This is a genomic window from Shewanella gelidii, from assembly GCF_014647855.1.
In the GTDB taxonomy this organism is placed as follows: domain Bacteria; phylum Pseudomonadota; class Gammaproteobacteria; order Enterobacterales; family Shewanellaceae; genus Shewanella; species Shewanella gelidii.
Map to the genome: position 1 here is coordinate 23,461 of NZ_BMPZ01000001.1, position 21,328 is coordinate 44,788.

The window sequence follows — 21,328 nt, forward strand, 5'->3', positions numbered from 1 at the left end:
CCGTAATAGCCACCTCTTTAACAAATCCGTGTCATACACAAAAACCATTAAGCATCCGCCTCTTGCTTTTCCTCCCAGCTTTGTCGTTTGCGATAAATGGTTGAGGCACTAATATCTAGCAAGGCTGCAGCTTTAGGGACATTGCCGTCACATTGAGCTATCGCGGCTTCTATAGTTTGCTTTTCCGAAAGCCATAAAGGCTGAATATGACCATCAGGTGCCAATGCTGTTTCACTAAAGCTGAGCTCATCGCCAATCAAACTTTTGTTTGTGGCATCTGTCGCTGCAACCACCGCCTCGATTTGAGGCAACGGCTGTTTGTCGCAGGATGGCTCATTTGCTACACGAGAGCCTGACGGTTGATGATTGCTATCAATCAATTGCGGCAACATAGATAACTCAATTTGTTGCCCCGAGCCTAAAACGACCGCTTGTCTGACAACGTTTTGTAACTGCCGAACATTCCCAGGCCAGTTATAACGTAATAGAGACTGGATCGCCTCTTCACTATAGCGAGCAAATGATTTGCCCTCTTCACGGTTGTATTCTTTTAATAAGCGTTTAGCCAATAACAAGATATCTTTGCCGCGCATCCGCAGCGGTGGCAGCTCAATCGGGATCACATGTAAACGATAAAACAGATCTTCCCGAAACCGGCCAGCTTTGACTTCATCCCAAGGGGCTCTATTGGTAGCACTAATAAATCGCACATCCACCTTCTCTTCACGGCTGCCGCCAACACGCTGAAATACACCAGTTTGAATAAATCGAAGCAATTTACTTTGCAGTTCTAAATCCATTTCACAGATTTCATCAAGGAAAAGCGTTCCGCCATGGGCTCTTGTAGCCGCGCCATCGCGGTTAGCATGAGCACCGGTAAAAGCGCCCTTGGTATGCCCGAAAATTTCACTCTCAATTAAATCTTTCGGAATAGAAGCGCAGTTCAACGCAACAAATGGCTTATCACGGCGACTGCCTGCATTGTGTATCGCGTGGGCACACACTTCCTTGCCGGTACCACTCTCTCCGACGACAAAAACCGAGGCCTTACTGTTGGCAACACTATCAATTGTTTTATACACGGCTTGCATCGCAAGAGAATTACCAATAAATCCCTGAAAATTAGCTTTCGGCAAGCTGTTTTCATACTTGGCGACGAGATTAAACAATTCCTTTTGTTTTAATGCATTGCGCAGCGTTATCGATAAACGTTTGGCGTCAAATGGCTTTACAAGAAAATCAAACGCACCCGCCCTCATTGCATCGACGGCGATATCAATCGTACCGTGGGCGGTAATCATAATGACGCTAATGTCAGGGTATTTTTTTTGTACCGTCTCCAAGACTTCCATACCTGAAATATCTGGCAATTTTATATCAAGGATGAGTAACTCAGGCTGCCACTTTGCGAGTTCTGAGAGCGCATCCTGCCCATAGTGCACTAGGGTCACTTTCGCCCCTTCAGCTCGCAAATACTCAGTATAAAGCGCCCCTAGCGACATGCTGTCTTCTACCAGTAACGCTGTAAACTCTATTTGCTTATCCATGTTCACCACCAAATTTTTGTCGATAGACTCGAAGGGTTTCCGTACCTGTTTTTTCAATTGCAATCAGTGACTCTGTCAGCAATGTTACCTGCTTTTCTCTTGCCGCTGATTCCAACGTTTTAGATATTTCAAACAGCGCGCTCGCCCCAAAACTACCCGCACTGCTTTTGAGCGTATGCGCTTGTGTTTCAATCAAATCAAAATCAAATGATTCGTCTTGCAATCGCTGCTGCGCTTGTTTCAATACACCGAGCCGCTCCTCAGCTTCAATGATAAACACAGACATCATTTGCTGCACACTCTCTTCACTTAACGCTGCAAGCAACTCGTCCACCACATCGGTATCAAGCCATAACTGCTCGTGAATCGATTCCGGCGCAGTGGCTTGCTCCTCTATAGGTTCCGTTGGCTGATGTTGCACCCATTTCGCGACGGTTTCTAATAGTTCTTCACGCTTCACCGGCTTCGAAATAAAGTCTTGCATTCCTGCAGCAAAACACTGCTCAACATCTTGCTTCAACACATTGGCAGACATTGCAACAATAAGCTGTGATGGCTTTTGTTGCATGATATGGCGCGTCGAATCCAGACCATCCATTTGTGGCATGCGCATATCCATCAAAATCAATTGATAGTCATGGGACAGTGCCATTTCAAGTGCTTCTTGGCCATTCTTCGCAAAATCAACTTGATAACCAGCTTTAGACAACAACGCACCTGCAACCAGTTGATTTGCTTTACTATCCTCTGCAAGCAAAAGGCGGACTCCTGCGGGGGTGACTCTGGTATCAATACTCTCATCCTCAATACTGACAGCGCCTTGGTCTGTCAATTGATGAGCATGCTGCCCATTAAGCAGCCCCAGAAGCATTTCTCGGCTAATGGGTTTATTCACAACCTGCTCTAAACCAATACTCGCCATCAATTGTGAGATATCCCGACTCATGCTCGACACTAGGGCGCAAATCATGCCACCACTAAATAAGAAATCTCGACTCAGTAAGTTGATTTGCTTATTGTCTAAATCAAACAAACACGAGTCATCAACTAAAATTAAATTGAAGCGCCCTTTGACCACAGTTGTTTTATAAACCTGCTCGACTTGTGTCACGGAGATGAGCTGCACACCGTGCTGACTATATTGCTTTTTCATCAACGCACTTAGTGTTGCGTCAGGGTGCACCAACAAAACTCGACAATGGCTAGGTACATTTAAAAGTTTTAAAGGTTGCTTCTCATCAAGCTGCAAGCGGACGTCGAATTCAAAGCAAGTGCCTTGACCCAATTCACTCTTCAGGCTAATTTCACCACCCATCATATGAATCAATTCCGCACAGATAGCCAACCCCAGACCAGTTCCCTTATAGCTGGTATTGTTTTCATCATGCACTTGAGAAAATTCGTTAAACAACGTTTGTTGATCGGCCTCAGGAATACCAATGCCTTGGTCCTCAACTTTGCAGCATAATTGAATATCTTCTGCATGACTGTCAGGTATCCACATCTGCACAGAGATGCAGCCAGATTCCGAGAACTTAATCGCATTATCAACTAGATTATGAATCACTTGACGTAAACGCTGCTCGTCGCCAACCAAATAATCTGGCACATTGCGGTTGATAAAGCTGGCAAGATGGATACCTTTTTCAAGCGCTTTAGGTGCGAGCACTTGCAAGACTTGAGTGACCAATTTAGCCGGGGTAAAAGTTTGCTTCGTCAGCACCATTTGCCCAGCCTCGATTTTAGAAAAATCTAAAATGTCATTGATCGTACTAAGCAAAGCGGAGCCAGCTTCATTTGCGGTTCGGGCATATATTTGTTGGTCTTGATCAAGTTCTGAATCCAGCAGGAGATCAACACTGCCGAGAACAGCATTCAACGGCGAACGAATCTCATGGCTCATGGTTGCTAAAAAGCGAGATTTCGCTTTGCTACCCATTTCGGCCTGCTGTTTTGCGAGTTTCAGTTTATCCTCAATTTGTTTACGCTCAGTAATGTCACGTAAAAACGCCGTCATCAATACATCATCCCCAAGTTGGATTGGAATAATCGTCATCTCAACCGGCACCGGTGTTCTATCTTTTGTGAGTGCAGTCACCTCGATTTGCTTATTCAACACTGGACCTTCACCAGTCCGGCGGTAATGCTCCATACCCATTGCATGGGCCTGGTGATACTCTGGCGGAATAATGAGATCTTCTAGCGTTTCTCCTATGGCTTGCTCTCTTGTATAACCAAATAGTCCGACTGCAGCATCATTAAACTCTAACACCCGTCCGGATATATCGATGGTAATCAAAGCATCCTGGCTGGCATCTAAGGTCGCGAGCAAAATGGCTTCAGAACGTTTGGCGGCATCTTGTTGGCGTTTAATATCGGTTAGATCTTTCACCAACCCGAGGAACATCAACTCCTCTTCAATCTCCATTCTTGATACAGAGAGATCGACTTGAAAAAGGTGCCCATCTTTATGCTGCGCAGTCACTTCGCGCCCTTTACCAATAATTCCCGCGGCACCTGTATCAAGATAGTGTTGAATATATCCATCATGACGATGGCGATCGGGAGCAGGTAAAAATATTGCGACATTTTCACCAATCAACTCTTCACTATCGTAGCCAAAAACACGGCTCACAGCGGGGTTCACTTGTGTGATAATGCCTTGGGTATTGATAATGATATATCCGTCTATCGCAGCGGATAAAATGGTGTTCAAGCGTGTATTTGCACTTTCCAAATCATGGGTTCGTGTAGATATCTGCGCGCTCATATCATTAAATGCGGCAGTGGTTTGGGCAATCTCATCTTTGCCAACGACAGGGATTTGAACGAGAGTTTCCCCTTGTAATATTTGTTGGGATGCTCGCTTTAGCTGACTCAGATTGCGAGTTAAATACATCCCTAATAGCCAAGAGAAAAGTGCCACCAAAATCATTTCCAAGGCGGCAATTGAACCAATTCGAGTCGAAGCCTGCACCACATATTCATCAAGCTTGGCGATTGAAAAGCCCATTTTCACATGGCCCACAACAAAAGCAGACGCTTTAACATCAACATTAATGTCTAAAATACCATCATCAACTGCTGCGACATTCGCATCCAAAGTCGCCAATCGAGTCAATAGAACCGGTTCGCCAGCACTCGCCAACAATTGGTTTTGTCCAAACACCTTGACGTATTTGACTTCCGTATTTGCGATTAACTCATCGGCAAGCTCTTGTAGGGTAGACAAATCTGTACTGATAATTGCATCTTTTGCAGCTGCCGAAAACAAAGCCCCAGTAGCTTGCGCTCTGGCAGCGATTTGCTCTTGGTTGGAACGCTTCAAATAATCAACACTGGTATACACCAGTAGCAATAGCAATACACCTTCAATAAGCGCAATACCCAAAATGGTTTTTAGTCGAAACGACACGTTATTTAGCCTCCGTGCTTAAATCGGTTGTCGAGGCCTTATCCGCTGGCACTGTAAACAATTCATGGAGCTTTAATTCTCGAATCGGGTTCCAGTCCGCATCGGTCGCCAGAGTAAACCCGGCAAAGCCCAAGTTGCTCAGTAACGCCTTTCCTTTCTTATTTTTCGATACCTTCACCAACGCACCCATCAATTTTTCGCGCTGTGCCGAAATCCGAGAGTGCGTAGCAATTGCGTGTGGCGTGTATTCAGGACTATGCCAAATAATGCGTAATTGTTGCTTTATCGCGGGGTCCATCTTATTGAAAGTTCTAACCACGCCACCACCAGCATCCATCACCCCTTTGGCAACGGCTAAATAGACCGAGTCGTGGGAACCAACATAGTGAGAATCGTGTTGGACAGCCAACTGTTTTAAGCTCGCTTGAGGCACCATACTTGCTGCAAATGCTGCTGGTGCGGGAAAAGCTATCGACCGCTCCTGCAACTGCTCAATCCTCTGCATTGGAGCACTGTTTTTCACAACAATAATCCCCTGCAGAGACTTGTGTGCCTCCTTCGCGAGTGCCAGATATTCAGATGATTGGTGAAAAGTAACGTAGTGATAGGGGTTCATATAAGCAATATCGTATTCACCGTTGGCGAGCCGAGCTTCAAAAGTAGGGATATCTGGTGCGGTGGCAAACTGCAAAGGTAATCCAGAGTCTTGTGACAATTGCTGAATCAATGGCAACCAGACCTTCGCCAGCTTGCTTGCAGATTGCTGCGGTACAGCACCAAACTTAAGCGGTGTCACCATTTTCGGCGCGGTTAATCTCTGTTGCTGCGCGGCGTGTACCATTGGACTTTCAATACACAACGTCAGCAGCAAACAGCTGGCGAGCCCCCTAGCAAAAACGCGCTGATAGTCAGGTAAGCACCGCTGCCAGTGCTTGGCTGATATACATTGACATAAACAGAATCTAATAGGACGAAGGCGAATGCATAGGTTATTGAACAAAAAAGAAAACCAACTCTCTACTTCTGCCCGCAAAGCAATAGCTCTAGACACACAATGAAGCTCGACTAGTACTTTGATGGTTCTTAAATTCAGGTTCATTTGCACTCCTTGCGAATTTGTTAGGTTATTGATTCTGGCTGAGCTTTACAAAGCCTTGAACTCATGCGACGAGCGGAGAAGATATTTACCTTTCTGCCTCACACAAAACAAGAAACCAAAGTCACCAGATAAAAGCGCTGAATACTCAGTGAGCAAGTTTTACACCAACTTCCCCTTGAACATTCCCCAACACTCAAACTCGATCAAATACCATACAAGCCATTAAAAAATTAGAGAAAAGGCTTCCAACGCCCAAATCAATCGTTCGTTTTTTAACTGACTCACTCCTACTATGAATGAGTGATTTGCATTTTGCAAAGATGCCCTATCAGTTCAGTGCATTTTGCAAATCACAATTCATCAAACACATTATCCGTCACAAAAACACCCGACGCCAAACCACTCAAACCTCTGATTACATTGGACTATTTGTATGACTAATCAGCTGTTATTGCTGTATGGCTCGAGTTTTGCTTTCCAACAGACATCCAGTAAACCTACCAAATGGAACTCACATGAATACCCTTCGGCCATATAGTGAGCGCTTAAAAAACCAAGTATTTAACACCTCTACTCAGCAAGAGGTGACGGCTGAAGTGGGCAGCTCTGATTCATTCGCAGCACCAAGGAAAGAGACTTGCCTCAGCGTACTTGTGGTGGAAGACACTCAAAGTGAACGCCTATTCATTGCACAATTAATTGAGAGCTATGGTTTCAAAGTGACAACTTGCGATGATGGGGAACAAGCCCTTGAACTATGGGCTAATCATCAATTTGACATTGTGGTCAGCGACTGGCGTATGCCAACGTTAACAGGCTTACAACTTTGCCAACATTTAAAACAATCAACGACGCCACCCTATTTCATTTTGCTTACTGCCAACAATCAATCCACCCACTTAGTTGAGGGCATTGTTGCTGGTGCAGATGACTTTATCACCAAACCATTTGCACCCAGTGAGCTTAAAGTTAGATTGCTCGCCGCAAGTCGCATTTTGCAAATGCAGCTTACGCTCAAAAAACAAAATCAACAGCTCAATCAAGTTTTAGCGCATGAGAAATACTTACATCAACAGCGGCAAACCGATCTACAAAGTGCCGCACAATTACAACAGTCTTTACTACCCAAACCACAAGTTGATTTAAAACAATGGCAATTTAACACCAGCTTTAAGCCTGCACTTGAGCTTGCTGGAGACCTATTTCAAATTGTTGAAATTGATAACGAAAATATCGGGTTTTATCTACTTGATGTCGCCGGACATGGTGCGGCCTCGGCAATGCACGCCTTTACATTAGCGCAGCAGCTCAACCATTCGTTAGCGGATTGGCAAGGTTTAGATCCTGCATTACTAATGAACAAACTGAATTTTAACTATCAAGACCCTGAACAAGCCGGACGATTCACGACCGGAATGATAGCAATCATTAACACGACAACGCAGGTTTTAACGATATGCAACGCAGGGCATCCGGCCCCCCTCATCTTCGATATCGCATGGAAAGTTGCAGAAATGCCAACAGAACTTCCCCTTGGGATCCATCGAAGCCACAAATACAAAAACCATATCATTCCCCTTCACGATATCGCCCAGCTACTCCTGTACTCCGATGGCGCATATGAATGCCACCATCCTTGCTATGGCGAGTTTGGGCAACAAAGACTGCAATCATTGTGTCAAAACGCCCATTCTTTGCAGCCGCAAAAGCTGATTTACCACATAAATCATTCACTCGAACTTTGGCAGCAACATCAACCCCAAGATGACACTTCACTCATGTTGATATCTGCCCCTAAGGAGACAGTATGAATCACCTACAAATTAACTTAACTCGTAGCATTTTGAAGAATGTAGATTTTTGTAATGAAGTAGAACAATTTCTCACGTTGCAAAACATTCCCAACCCGCAGCGATTCAAGGTTGTGACTTGCATTCTCGAGGCTGTGGGAAATTTACTGCAACATGCAAGCACAGGGGTAGACTCTGCAATTTTGATGATTCACTGCCAACCCGATCGGGTGGTAGTTGATTTGCTTGATAGCACCACCTTAAACTCGGTACCGCAGGCACCATCGCAACTTCAAATTGACAAAGAGTCAGGGCGAGGGCTTTGGATTCTTGAGCACTGGATGGATCAAGTTCGATTTCAACCTACAGCTGCTGGCACTCATTTGCGGCTCAGCTCTTTGCGAGCTTAATCGGATTTCAACGATGAAGTCTGTGTATATATATTGTGCGTTCTTCTCAATGAAGTGCAAAGGTGTTGTGGCGCCAAATCTATGCCCAATATGCTCGTAGATAGAACCATGTACCAGAGCTGTTGAGATTGATGAATTTACGTGCATCCATCAGCAAACAAGGCCGCAGCGTAACCGTATACGAACCAACGTTTCTATCTTGAAGCTAAACCTGTAGAGATAGCGATGCACTACATAGCCATCATCGATTCCCCGAAGTGCGAGTGTTTTGCCACAGTTTTGATGCCCGTTAGTTGTCATTGATGAGAGATCTGAATGATAAAGGCATCACCCAGTGCCGTCTAAATATGCGGAGTGACATGTGCCATACTTGAGCGAAGCGAAACCGGCACACGTTATGGAGTTTGGTAAATCAGTACAGTACACCCTTGATGTGTCTAAGCGCCAAACCTTGAAGCTGTTCTGAAGTTGCCATGCGCATATTCACCGCAGTCCTATCAACTGAACACTTTGCAGTTGAGATATAATGAGTAATACAGCCACAGGAATTACAATGATGAAATTCAACTTCCTTATCTCCCCAAATGTAGGGTTTCGTACCTTTATCTCCCACCTGAATATCAACTTCACTAGGTGAAAAGTAAGCCCAGTAAGCGGCATATCTACGACAAATAGAGCAGTTACATTCGGCAATTTCTATTGGGTATCTGGCCATTATTAATTTTACATTCCCACAATGACAGCTCACTTCCATTGTCTCTGGTTCCTTCTTTTTTCCTAACACCTCAATCAGTCGACACGTTAGCGGTCGGCTGAATTGGCTTACTAGCATGACTCTGGCGTAACATGGATAAACCAAGCCAGACAAACCAAAGAATCTGAGTGATACCAAAAATTTCGGTGAGTACCTCCTCGGGGTATATTGTTGCAATCCCAAAAACGCCAACAATTAGGCCAAGGTAATTCAGTCCTTGCGAGAATTCCTTGGCTTTTAAAGCCGCTATACTAACCAACAGCACCCAAAGTCCACCAACCAGCTCATTTCCTCCCCCAAGGCTTTCGACTAGCACTGAAATCATTCTCCACATATCAAAAGCTTTCTCGGTGGATAGATCCATCAGGCTAATTGCATGTGAAAGCCCAATATTTGCCAACATACCACTGGCAATGACCAGAACAACCCAAACAACGCCGAAAACAGAACCCACTTTAACAATTGGGTCATTGGTTGGTTTTAGTTTCTCATGTAAGCCAATAACAAGAACCGCTAGAAAGATTCCAAACACGGCATACATCAGAAAATAAATCATTGAAAATGCCAACTGATTTTCTGCTAAATATGCCATTTTTTCTAATGCGGTACCTTCGGAGGGATATGCCCAAAAAGCGCCAAAATACACAAAGGCAACAATGTAAATCAATGCTTCAAAAATAGCTGAAATACCTGCAGCTTTTTGTAGGTTATTCATTAAAACCACCCTGCTTTATTCACAATGCTAACGCCTCGTGTGGAGGCTACAAAATAGCCAGATAAAATTTCGACAAAGCAAAAAAAACAACTATTTGTGCTGCTTTCATGACGTGTTATGTGCGTTGATTGGCATACAAAAACCAGAAACCAATGACCATTGCCAGCTCAACAACTACCCACATCCACTGTCTTGGTGCTGAGCCATCCATAACAATAAGGATAGGCCGCGCGTAGCCGCGTCCTTATTTGTGATACGTTTTTTCAATCCACTGTACAATTAGTGAGACCGCTTTTTCATTGGATGTTATATCTAGATGCTTTACATTTTCTAGAATATAAAGCTCGGTATGAGGCGCATAACTGTTCATTACATCTTTGTATGCTTGGGCATAAAACGCTTCGTCTTCTTTGCCGACTAAAAGAAGAATAGGATTTTTATTTGCCGATAAATCAGCTGCGTATGATACGGGCGCAAATGATTCGTTTAGCCGATAGCTATAGCTGTCGACTTGCAGGTGGTCCATGACACCTGCTGGACGATTAAAAAATAAAACCGGCGTGTTGTTAAAGTAGGTGATACCTACATTGTTAAGCATAGCCAGACCAATATAACGTGGCACGACCACTTGAACCCATCCTCCAGAGTTGGGGCGGACAGTGGGTGCTTGATAGCCCAAATAGGGGGCTAGCAGAATGGCGCCATTAAATTGAGCTAAAGAATTCCCCCCATGCTTGACCACAAGTCCCCCACCAGATGAATGACCGCCTAATAAGAATACATTGTCGGGTTTTGATGACTTAAGATGGAGAAGAAGGTCCTCCAGATCATGCTCAAATTGACCTAGATAATGAACATCTCCAGGTTGTTGGCCCATAGAACGACCATGCCCCCGAAGGTCTGGTATGACGACAGATATATCAAGCAGTGAATTTAGCTTGTGAGCTAAAGGGATTAAATACCGACCTTCAGACCCTGAACCGTGTAATAGGACAATACTGATATCCGAGTGACCTTGAATATATCTATAAAATAATTCCGTTTTATCGCGAGATAAATAGCCCGTTTCTTCGATGTTATCAGCTAGAAATGCCTCAGTTTCAATGACATCAAAATCCAAGCCTTTTTCTGGAGAGGTACGTTCAAAGGGAAAATGTACGAGGGTAATCGCCACGATTAAATAGATTATAGGTGTAGTGATAATCGCGATAAATATTTTACGCATTGCACTTCCTTTTCGTATAGCACCGCATTAAGTAGTGAGCAACGCTGCCACTAAACCTAACCCATGGCACCTCATACACAAAACTCGACTTGAACTGAAAATGCCGAGCGTTGGGAATCTGTCTTAAACGCTTTGTTATAACTTAGCTCGCAAGACATCATGATGTTCTTCAATAATACCAACTAGCGAATCGAGCCTATCACTGGTTTCATAGTCATCTGGATAGATCCAGTTTAAAAACGGTAGTGTATCAGCACCACCAATAATAGCCTCCAGTGCAACTTGGTTTTCAATATTCGTTAATGGTCTTTTTAATGACTTAGAATGTATGTGCCCAATATAGTCATTTCGAAATTTGATAATACCTTTTTTCTTGATGCTTTCTTGGTACGAGTTTCGAATAGTCGTTAGCTCTGGAGTTTCCTCGTTGAGCAACTTACTGTATTTGCGGCAAAACTCTACAAATTTTGATGTATTTATAAATATTGAAGTGAAGCAAATTCTGAAAACATGCTTATGACTAACTTCAGTTTCCTCAATGATAGACTTACGCCTACTTTCTTTGATCAAAAGCACTGCGCCTTCAAGGTCTCCAGCTAACCCATCTAGAATTAACACTGCTTTTTCTAATTCAGACTTCATATTACTCCTGAGTTATGACACCCTGCTAAGGGGTGAGCAACGCAATACCGAAGCCGCCGCACACCACGTTAATCACTATAATTAACGCATAGTAAAAATGCCACGCGTTGCGAATCCCTCTTGAGCAGTTTGTTATGCGTTTTTTAAAAGTTCAACGAACTCATGTTTACGAGGCCCACGGCTAGAAATATAAATAACTACCGTATCTCTGAGTTCATAGTAAGAGTGTGATACTAAATGTTTTGCAAACCAAAAGGCCTCTGACAGCGGCTCATCATCGTGCCAAGTTGTTACAACCAAATTTTCATCATTCAAATCGCTATCTCCGACGTAAATGATATTTGCTATATCTATAGATGTATCCCAAGAACTAGCATTAACACCCCAAGCTGAAGCATACATGCAACCACCCTCGACTAGCCAAGAACTCGATTTCGATTACCAACTTTAAGCTACTGCTTCCTCAGCCACAATTATGCAGCGAAACTTCCCAACCTGGAGTTCGGGAATATGTGTAACATCTTTTTTAAAATGAAGATATTCCATATTACCTCTGAAACGCATAACATTTGTATACTGCGTATGCATACATCTCTGGCAAAACGTGCATGCACAATAAACAAACCTATTTTTTAGCCTCGCTAAAGCAAAGCGATTGATTAATAAAAACTCTACTAGAGAATCACTGAATAAACGAGCATGAAAAATTGAACAAGCGAGCAAAGATAAAGCGGCCTTATCTAGAGTAAATCGAGACCAATATCTATTGTTTTACATAGGCTGACGGATTACTGCTCTTCTCTATCTCTTCACTGCTAGCTACATGCAACTCATTTTGGGCTTCAACATATAACGCTTTTTTCCGATTTTTTGGGCAAAAAAGGACTCTACGGCCCCGCTTACGCCACTTTAATGAGGCTTGAAATACGTAATTTAGACGTTGAAACCAACGCCAATAAATCATCACAAAGCGTCTTTTATCCTGCGAATTTATAACCATCCAAACCTTCGCGCTATGCTCTGACTAATTCTTCTTTTGCATGATTGCTGTTCTCTGCACGGAACTCTTATGCTTCAAATAAATTGGCTTTGATGTTGCAGATTGCAAACCATGGTCAATTGCAATTTGCAAATATCCTCAGAACAAAACCAAATAAAACCTAAGTCAATGAATTTTAATGACAAAAAATCTGGCACCATTCCTGCAGATTCATGATAAAGCCACCCCAAAGCAATATTGATTTGCTCAAGGAGTTCATCATGAAAATGACACAAAACAAGTTTTCAAATCCACAAACGGCAACCACAAGCCTCGTTATCATGCCTAAGGCAATGATGCTTGCAAATACAGCGACACTAAGAGGCGCCGTATTGAAGCTAATGAACAAAGGCATCAATCGGCTTGTTGTCGACCTACATCAGGTTGAGTTCATCGACTCTAGCGGGCTATCAGTGTTAATCAGTGCGCTCAAACGTGCGCAACAATCCCAAGGGGAAGTCGTACTTTTAAACCCATCAAACAATGTGCGTGCGCTGATTGAATTGACACAGCTGCACCAAATATTCCCGATTTATGAAGACAAAGAGGCCGCAGTTGAATACGTCAACGAGCAGGCAAGACTGGCCTTTGCCGCTGAGGACGCTCAACTCGCGCATTAATTTTTCATGTAGATGCATGCGGTGAACTGGATCAGAGGAATACGCAAATGAATCAGCAACTAACCAACATAACCTTGCCACCCTTAACGCTTCGTTCAACGCTGATGGCACTTGCTTTGGTTGCGTTTTCAGGCGTGTTGTCCGGTTGTGTCACGCCTCAGCAATACGAACCTCAGGCGGTTTGTAACTCTCAAAAACGGTTTGGTATGACAAACGAAGATACGTTAGACAACAAAGCATTGACTCAAAAAACTTTATCAAAATGTCACTACTTTGATAATCAAACTCCCTATGATCGTTCTAAACCAAGATATAAATATCAGTTCGATCTCCAACCACTGAACAGCTCTCAGACCAACGCAATGGCATCCTTCGACTCAACCACCACGCTTTCCGTGGGAGACAGACTCGCTATTAGCATTCTCCATGGTGACGATTTCGCTGCGGAGGTCGAAATCGATGCCAGCGGCAACATTTACTTGCCTTATTTGCCAGCGATTTATGCAAAAGGGCTTAGTGTCCAGCAGCTGAAATCCAAAGTAAAACAAACACTCATTGATGAAGAGCTCATGTACGCTACTGCCATCCGAGTCAGTGTAACCCCATTAAAGTGGGCCCCAATTGAAGTTACCGTGACTGGCGCTGTGTTTGAAACCGGCCAACATTTAATTAACCACAAGTCGGTTACAGAAATTCAAGATGATGACCGCGGTCAAGCAGGTGATCAAGCCATTGATCGAACAATCGGTGCAGCGTTGAGAGCTTCTGGGGGGATCCGCCCAGATGCAGATATAACCAAGATAGTGTTAATCCGCAATCATCAAAGAATGAGCGTGGATTTTGGCGGGATCATGAATGGTAAACCCGTGCCACAAATTACACTCGTTGCAGGTGACAGTATTCATGTGCCATCTAGCATGAAGTTTGATGATGCACTGGTTCGTCCCTCGCAAATCACGGCACCTGGCATACGGGTATTTATTTCAAATTTGACTCAGCCAGCAAGTAGCAACTCTCAGTCCGCCGTCGATACGGAGGCAACACGATTCCCTTACGGAACTCGACTGCTCAGCGGTGCCATCGCGGCAAACTGTGTGGGTGGCGCCCAAACCACCAATGCAAGTAGACATCTTTTGCTTGTCACCAAAAACCCCTTATCAGGACAGATGGATGTGGTTGAACGAGCTATGGACGCCTTAATTGGTAAAGCGTGGGATCCCCATTTCAATCCTGTTTTGCTGCCTGGAGATGGTCTTGCCTGTTATGACTCTCGAGTGACCAATTTACGAGAGATTGCCCGCTCACTCACTGAAGTCGTTATTCCTAGCAACCTACTAGGCTGGCTGTAACGAACCCAGAAACCAGAAACCAGAAACCAGAAAACAGAAACCAGAAACCAGAAACCAGAAACCAGAAACCAGAAAACAAGAAAACCAGAAAACAAGAAAACAAGAAAACAAGAAAACAAGAAAACAAGAAAACAAGAAAACAAGAAGGAGGAAGCCTGATGAAACGTCAAGAACACCACCCAAGCCAACTCCTATGGATAAAGCGCGCTTTAGTCGATGGCAGCCGGTTGTCTGTAACCGAGCGTCGTAAGCTCTATGTCAAAGTCGCACTCGTCAGCCTATTGATCATCTGGGGGCTCGCTGCAAGCGCGATACTGATAACGCCAACGAAATACACTAGCCGCTGGACACTTATTTTGCCCGGCGCAGGGGCAGGTTCCCTCGTTAATCTTGATAGTATCGGACAGGCGACAAGCTCAAGTAGTTCGCCCTACTTAAGTTCAGCAATAGACCCAAGAGAAAACTACAAAGCAATTTCCACGAGCAAAACCCTATTGGATGCTGCAGCTGCAACGTTGCAAATCAAATCCAGCGTGCTAGGAAAACCCAAACTCAAACTACCAAGCCAAACGGGACTGATCCATTTCAGCATCAAAGCAAACAGCGCTGCGCTCGCCGCAGCAAAAGCCAATGCTCACTATCAAAGCTTGCAAGCTTTGCTAAGCCAGCTGCGTCGCGACGAAATTCAATTGCGAGAAAATGGGATCCGCAGTAGCCTCGATGGATTTGCCAATAAAGTCAGTCAAAGTCAGGCCAAAATACTGTCTTATCAGTCAGAAATGGGGTTGGTATCTTTAGATCAATTCAAAGAGCTTGCACTGACGATGGAAAAGCTACGCTTTAGTCGCGTCAATATGATTTCCAAACTACAGGGACTCGATGCCAGTAAAAACGTCCTAGAAACACACTTAGGGCTAGACAGTCAGCAAGCAGCTGACTTACTCATATTGAAAAATGATCAGTACTTTCAACAGTTGCTGGTGCAGTATACCCAAGCGAGTACAGAACTCGTGGCCGTAAGTGGAAGATTTGCAAGAAATCATCCACAAGTCTTGACCATAAAAACAGAACAAAATGCACTGCTAAGCGCGATGCAGAAACGCTGTAAAGCGCTATTAGGCTATAACCAAGATAAATTGATGTTGATGCTTTCGGCTGATGATATTGATGGCCGCGCCGATTTGATGAAACAACTTTTGAGTTTAGCGAGCCAAAGTGAGGGGTTACGACAAGAAGTTGCCAGCCTAGATGCCGAAATCAAACAATGGGACGCACGCTTAAGCAGCAGCAATGATGATGCGGCAAAACTCGAAGATTTGCATCGAGAGCACCAATTGGCCACAGCAGTCTTTACTTCAGCTCTAGCCAAAATGGATGTGGGAAAAGCTGATATTTATTCAGCCTACCCCATGGTGCAATTGCTCACCCCCCCTTCAACACCAGATAAACCCGATCGAATGGCATTCATCCTGACTCTGATTGGCGCGGTTTGCGCTTCCATTTTCGCCCTAACAGGACTCATTGTGTTATGGATACGCAAACCTATACTCCGCAAAATTTTGACGAGCGCATAGTCTGGTATGCGATTACTTGGACCTACGGGTTTTGGTTAATCGGTGCCATGTATGTTGTCGCCCCGGTGATCGCGTGGATCTTATTTGCACGAGTCATGTGGCGATTGATCCACCAGCAAATCGTGGTGACGTTTGCCCACTGGTGCTGGATTATCGCTATGCTAGTAATGCTATTGGCGCTGGTTGTTGGGCACCTAGACTTTGAACTGGGCGCAGCTAAGTTAATCAAGTCGACAATCGGCTGGGCGAAAGGTTGGGCGCTTTTGGCGATTTTTCCAGTCATCGGCTGTTTGGATATTCGTCCAACGCTCATTTATCGAGCCTGCACCACTGTCGCAAAACACACCCTCATTTTACTTCCTATATTTGTGATGGCTTGGATGTTAAAGCTCCCCGCGACACTCTACGTGTCCCCTCTAAGTATCATCGGTGGTCCAGGGCCAGAGTTTTTCAGCGTTAGCCTTTATGAAATCGACCCAGGCAGCGGCACGCCTCGATGGCGACTATTTACCCCCTGGGCACCTGCACTGGGGATGCTGGCAAACTTATATCTAATTTTTTCGCTGCAAGAAACGAGTAAGAGGTATCGACTTTACGGTATTTGGGGAAGTTTACTCATGGTGCTGATTTCTCAATCTCGTCTTGGGCTGGTTTGTTATATGGCACTCATTGGCTACTTCACTTTCATTCGTTACGCGCATCGACCTTGGGTCTATTTTGCAATGACCCCTGCAGCCCTATTTGCGGGGCTCGTCGGAATACAAATTAACGAAAAAATTGAACAAACCATTACCGCGTTTAAAGCGGCCCGCGCTGGTTCTACACGTGTGCGACAGGCTTTGGCAGACATTGCCATTCAGCGTTGGCAAAATGAAGCCATCACCTGGGGGCATGGCATTGTCGAGCGTGGTCCGCACTTGGTGGAATACATGCCCATTGGTTCGCATCATACTTGGTATGGACTTTTGTTTGTCAAAGGTGCGGTGGGCGCTGCTGCGTTAGCGGTTCCCATGTTAATGAGTTTACTGCTGCTACTGCGATACCTATTGCGCAGCAAACTCGCGGCCACCGGCGTGGCGATTATGTTGCTACTGTTTCTCTACACATTTGGAGAAAACTTAGAAATTTTGGCCTATTTATTCTGGCCAGGACTCATCATTTTGGGTTCTGCACATCAACATGTTAACGGCCCTCAAGGGATGTCGAAGCCCACGCGAACAGAGGCGAGAACTTCAGACTCGCTGGCACTAGTTCAGGAGTGATAACAACTCATCGGCACCGCCTTGCCAAACTTGTTGTCCTTCATGATCAAATAGACTCTCAGATAACCCTTGTTTGTTCTGCTGCATGCGCTGAATTTTTTCTTCCACCGTTCCTCTTGCGATCAGCTTATAAACAAATACCGGTTTTTCTTGCCCGATACGGTATGCACGATCCGTTGCTTGACGCTCTATCGCCGGATTCCACCAAGGGTCATAATGGATCACTGTATCCGCAGCCGTGAGGTTTAACCCCGTTCCGCCGGCTTTCAAGCTAATTAAAAACACACTTTGCTGACCAGATTGAAAAGCATCTATTTGTGGCTGGCGCTCTCGGGTTTCGCCAGTGAGCAGGCTATAGCGAATACCTTGCGCTTCCAGCTGAGATTGAATCAAGCTGAGCATGCTCGTGAACTGGCTAAAAATGAGTACTTTCCGGCCCTCTTCAAGCATTTCCGGCAAATGATGTTTCAGCCATTCCAGTTTGGCACTTTGCTGAACATATTGGGCTTGCTCCAATTTTACCAGCCTTGCATCGCAGCATGATTGGCGTAATTTCAGCAATGCATCGAGAAATTCAATTTGACTACCGGAAGTGCCCTTACGAGCAAATAGTTCCCGCAGTTTTTTCTCCATCGCAATTCGAATACTTTCATATAAATTGCGCTGGTCGCTTTCCATTTCCAACAACACATCAATTTCGGTTTTAGACGGAAGTTCTGAAGCGACTTGTGTTTTAGTTCGGCGCAATAAAAATGGAGCCATGATTTGCTGTAACTGTTTTGCGACGTCTTTGTCAGCATGTTTCTCAATGGGCGTTCTATACTGCTTAGCAAACTGTTTGCTATCGCCTAACAAGCCCGGAAGACAAAAATCCATTAAAGACTTCAGTTCCCCCAAGTGATTTTCAAGTGGTGTTCCCGTTAAACACAATTTGAAATCAGCATTTAATTGATTTACAACGCGGGTTACCTTGGCCTGACTATTTTTAATTTGCTGTGCTTCATCCAGAATAAGCACATCAAAACATCGGCTGTCATAAAACGCTTGGTCTCGAGAGATCAAAGGATAGGTGGTAATCACAATATCGGCAGATTCAATATCCGCCACCACTTGATGACGCTTTTGGCCTTGAAGCAACACAACACGCAAAGCTGGTGTAAATTTTTTCGCTTCTTGCTGCCAGTTGCCAATGAGGCTCGTTGGACAAATAATCAGTGCACCTTGTTTCAGTTTGCCTGCTTGTTTTTGCTTAAGAATGAAAGCTAAGGCTTGCAAGGTTTTACCCAGCCCCATGTCATCAGCCAATATCCCGCCCAATTGATATTGCTGCAAAAAGCTAATCCAGCTTAAGCCTTGGGCTTGATACTCCCGCAGTGTAGCTTTAAGTCCTTGCGGTGGTTCGACTTCAGCAATCCCGTTAAAGTGTTCGAGCTGCTTGGCCAAATTCAACAGCTTGTCGCTATTCACTTGAACTTGGCAGGAGCCATGTTGCGGTGCTTGCAGCTCAGTTAAGAGCGCCGCTCGGCTGACAGGCAATTGCAAAAACTCTGTATCGAGCGATTTTGCATGGCTTCCGCTGTGACTAAATAACTCTTCAATAACTCGAAGCAGTGGCTGGATCTGTTGCACATCAACGAGCACGCGACCGCCAGTTGGTGCCGGTAATAATAATTTGGGAGTCTGCTGCCAAATATCAGCCAGCGCTCGCCTATCATTGCTTTTGGCTTGCAATGCTAGCCAGCTGGCAATCATGGGCAGCAGTGCAACGGGCTGTGAATCAATAACCACTGTCATACCGATAGCAAACCAGCCTTTATCGCCTTCGTTAACTTCGATATTAACGGTTGACTCCTGCACACCGATATCAAAGCTTTCATCCACTTGAACATGCCAATCTTGCGACTGCCATCGCTTAGTTTGTGGCCCAAGTAGCGCTAACCAAAGCTGCAGTTCATCCTGTTCAGCAACGCAGCCCCATTGCTCTAATCCATCCCCTGAATCACGCTTTACTTGCTCAAGCCCCAAGGCAATCAGTTCAGCGCGAACCGAGGCTTCAAATTTGCAATCCCGTCGCACTTGGACAAGCTGCTTGTGATTGTGTACCACTGATAATTGTTGCGCTGATTTCTCGCACAAACCACCAAACACGTGTTCAGCGTATTGAAAGCCAATTCGTAATACGGGTTTGGCATTGAGCATCATAAAATAAGCGTTGGGCACGCATTTAGTTTCAATATAATCAACGGCGACTGCGGGCGGCAGTGTAAGCTGGGGCGCGGGGAAATATTGTAATAGCTGTCGTGCTGTTGATTCTAATGACAACGCCGGAACGCTGGGCATACTTTGCAAGTATCGCAGCTGTGCTGCTGAAAAATCAGTTTCTATCCACCCAGTTGTTAAGTAATCGGCATCAAAGAAACACAGGGGTTCAGTTTCAAGTAACTCCCAATTTTCATGACCTTGCAAATTGAACTGAATTTGATAACCAAGCTGCTTTTGTGACCATTGCACTTGCAGTGACGCCTTTTCCACCCACTTGACTGGAATGCGATTTTCTTCCCAAAAACAGCGGCCAGAATTCACCATTTTCTTTAAAGCTAAATAACCTACGTCACCGGTTAGCTCACCAAATCGCTCACTTTTGCCATCCGATGGGGTTAACAAGCTTAAAATTTGCTGCTCTTGCGCATCAACCCATTGAGGAACAAAGTAACGAAAATCGCTAATCGCAATTTGACTCCCTTTTAAATAATCTCCACGCTTGCCGCGACGACTGCGCTTTACGTTTACATTGATGCCGTTGCGCCCTTCTTGCAGGATAAAAATCACTTCATCACTGTCGGATTTTCTTTGACGCGCTTCAGGCGTGGCATCCGTTGTACACTGACTAATTTGTCCCAATTGCGCTAGCCATAGAGACAATGGCTCAGCCTGACGGCTGGTGTTTCGAGAATCCCGTTGCACATGAAAATCATTTTTAGATGGCAGATGCGTACCTGTATTTGTACCCTTTGGATGGTTTACTCCGCGCAGCTTGGAAACCGAGCTTAAATCGAGCGGTTCCTCAAGCAGTACATCGGCATCGTTCGTGTCGCTTTGGGTTTGATTAGCAGCACGCTTGCCCAACCCCACAGCTGCGCTATCCTCGGCGTGTTGCGCAGCTGTGCCGTTTGCTGGTTCACAATGCGTAGAATCAAAGGGGGTTGAGGTCAATACATGATCAGCGGCACGGGTTTGAACATCGCAGGATGACACTAGGCCTGCTTTTCGATGATTCAATCGCTTTTGAATAGCTAACTCTTCTTGGAGCAGATGATTTGGGGAAAGATCTTTCAACGCCAATGATAAAGCGACTACTGCACCATGGATGCAATTTAACCCAACCTGACAGCTACACCGACATACAATTAATGAGGAGCTACCTAGGTTTGACGCATTTTGCAGTTCATCCTGATAGCGTGTGAGTCCCACATGATATGTCTTTCCACCGCGCTCTTTAACACGCGCACTGACGGCATCAGGTGAACCATCAGGATCACGCGAGCGATTGCCCGCCCCAGTGACGGCATAAATCCAATGAGAGATACTGAACTTTTTGCGCACCTCAAGACCTTGCTCTAACGTTTTATCGTTAAAACAATGCTCAATTTCTGCTTGGGTGACATTAAAGGTTTGATCTGTCCCATGAACCATAAAGTCGATTTTATCCATATCAAGATTAGCGCCCAATCGACCAATGCTAAAGAAGCCGTTAGGGAAACTCAACTTATTCTCGCCAAAGTGCGCTCAATATAGCTGTTATTCCATTTTTGTTAGTCAAAGTGTTTTTCACGCTGTGGCAGCCGCAACGACGATCGCCATAGTTATCAATACGCGTTGCATATTGC

At 44.8% G+C, this 21,328-nt stretch carries 14 protein-coding genes and 2 pseudogenes; 7 read left to right on the top strand and 9 right to left on the bottom strand.

What is annotated here, in order from left to right:
* Window positions 1-47 precede the first annotated feature (47 nt).
* From IEY18_RS00150 to IEY18_RS00160, 3 genes are read right to left on the bottom strand one after another with little or no spacing between them, the layout of a single operon-like run.
* Complete coding sequence (locus tag IEY18_RS00150; protein WP_188916624.1) at window positions 48-1,547, bottom strand: sigma-54-dependent transcriptional regulator; 1,500 nt, start codon at window positions 1,545-1,547, stop codon at window positions 48-50.
* Window positions 1,540-4,962 carry a PAS domain S-box protein gene (locus IEY18_RS00155; protein WP_188916626.1) on the bottom strand — a complete coding sequence of 1,141 codons (3,423 nt, stop codon included), beginning with the start codon at window positions 4,960-4,962 and terminating at the stop codon, window positions 1,540-1,542. Before IEY18_RS00155 ends, IEY18_RS00150 begins: the two co-directional genes overlap by 8 nt.
* 1 nt (window position 4,963) lies before the next feature.
* Window positions 4,964-6,061 carry a phosphate/phosphite/phosphonate ABC transporter substrate-binding protein gene (locus IEY18_RS00160; protein ID WP_229779675.1) on the bottom strand — a complete coding sequence of 366 codons (1,098 nt, stop codon included), beginning with the start codon at window positions 6,059-6,061 and terminating at the stop codon, window positions 4,964-4,966.
* 515 nt (window positions 6,062-6,576) lie between these two features.
* Between IEY18_RS00160 and IEY18_RS00165 the strand changes: the two genes are divergently transcribed.
* From IEY18_RS00165 to IEY18_RS17480, 3 genes and pseudogenes are all read left to right on the top strand, one after another.
* Window positions 6,577-7,872 carry a SpoIIE family protein phosphatase gene (locus IEY18_RS00165; RefSeq protein ID WP_188916628.1) on the top strand — a complete coding sequence of 432 codons (1,296 nt, stop codon included), beginning with the start codon at window positions 6,577-6,579 and terminating at the stop codon, window positions 7,870-7,872.
* Window positions 7,869-8,261, top strand: coding sequence for an ATP-binding protein (locus IEY18_RS00170; protein ID WP_188916629.1), 393 nt, complete (start codon window positions 7,869-7,871; stop codon window positions 8,259-8,261). Before IEY18_RS00165 ends, IEY18_RS00170 begins: the two co-directional genes overlap by 4 nt.
* Window positions 8,262-8,327: 66 nt before the next feature.
* Window positions 8,328-8,458, top strand: a pseudogene (locus IEY18_RS17480) (IS4 family transposase); the annotation flags it as partial.
* 215 nt (window positions 8,459-8,673) lie between these two features.
* On the opposite strand, the gene IEY18_RS17530 reads toward IEY18_RS17480, so the two are convergent.
* From IEY18_RS17530 to IEY18_RS00195, 5 genes and pseudogenes are all read right to left on the bottom strand, one after another.
* Window positions 8,674-9,093: a GFA family protein gene (locus tag IEY18_RS17530; RefSeq protein ID WP_444544674.1), complete on the bottom strand. Its 420-nt coding sequence runs from the start codon at window positions 9,091-9,093 to the stop codon at window positions 8,674-8,676.
* Window positions 9,047-9,730, bottom strand: a complete 684-nt coding sequence (locus IEY18_RS00175; RefSeq protein WP_188916632.1) for a hypothetical protein — start codon at window positions 9,728-9,730, stop codon at window positions 9,047-9,049. Before IEY18_RS00175 ends, IEY18_RS17530 begins: the two co-directional genes overlap by 47 nt.
* Window positions 9,731-9,974: 244 nt before the next feature.
* On the bottom strand, window positions 9,975-10,955 hold the full coding sequence (locus IEY18_RS00180; RefSeq protein ID WP_188916634.1) for an alpha/beta hydrolase: 981 nt from the start codon (window positions 10,953-10,955) through the stop codon (window positions 9,975-9,977).
* Window positions 10,956-11,090: 135 nt separating this feature from the next.
* Entirely contained in the window at window positions 11,091-11,597 is a 507-nt protein-coding gene (locus IEY18_RS00185) for a hypothetical protein (RefSeq protein ID WP_188916636.1), read from the bottom strand.
* Window positions 11,598-11,729: 132 nt separating this feature from the next.
* Window positions 11,730-12,017 (bottom strand): annotated as a pseudogene (locus IEY18_RS00195) (DUF7684 family protein); the annotation flags it as partial.
* An 840-nt stretch (window positions 12,018-12,857) separates the two neighbouring features.
* On the opposite strand from IEY18_RS00195, the gene IEY18_RS00200 reads away from it, so the two are divergent.
* The 4 genes from IEY18_RS00200 (at window position 12,858) to IEY18_RS00215 (ending at window position 17,441) form a co-directional block, all read left to right on the top strand.
* Window positions 12,858-13,256, top strand: a complete 399-nt coding sequence (locus IEY18_RS00200; RefSeq protein ID WP_229779676.1) for an STAS domain-containing protein — start codon at window positions 12,858-12,860, stop codon at window positions 13,254-13,256.
* Between the two features lie 47 nt (window positions 13,257-13,303).
* Window positions 13,304-14,605 (top strand): polysaccharide biosynthesis/export family protein, encoded by a 1,302-nt coding sequence (locus tag IEY18_RS00205; RefSeq protein WP_229779677.1) that lies wholly within the window; start codon window positions 13,304-13,306, stop codon window positions 14,603-14,605.
* A gap of 158 nt (window positions 14,606-14,763) precedes the next feature.
* A complete protein-coding gene (locus IEY18_RS00210; protein WP_188916640.1) occupies window positions 14,764-16,179 on the top strand; it encodes a GumC domain-containing protein in 1,416 nt (471 codons plus the stop codon).
* The gene (locus IEY18_RS00215) at window positions 16,134-17,441 is read left to right on the top strand and encodes an O-antigen ligase domain-containing protein (RefSeq protein ID WP_229779678.1); all 1,308 of its coding nucleotides are present in this window, start codon (window positions 16,134-16,136) and stop codon (window positions 17,439-17,441) included. Before IEY18_RS00210 ends, IEY18_RS00215 begins: the two co-directional genes overlap by 46 nt.
* Here IEY18_RS00215 and IEY18_RS00220 read toward each other — a convergent pair.
* Window positions 17,427-21,206 (bottom strand): DEAD/DEAH box helicase, encoded by a 3,780-nt coding sequence (locus IEY18_RS00220; protein WP_188916641.1) that lies wholly within the window; start codon window positions 21,204-21,206, stop codon window positions 17,427-17,429. The two genes, IEY18_RS00215 and IEY18_RS00220, sit on opposite strands and share 15 nt — an antisense overlap.
* Window positions 21,207-21,328 lie beyond the last annotated feature (122 nt).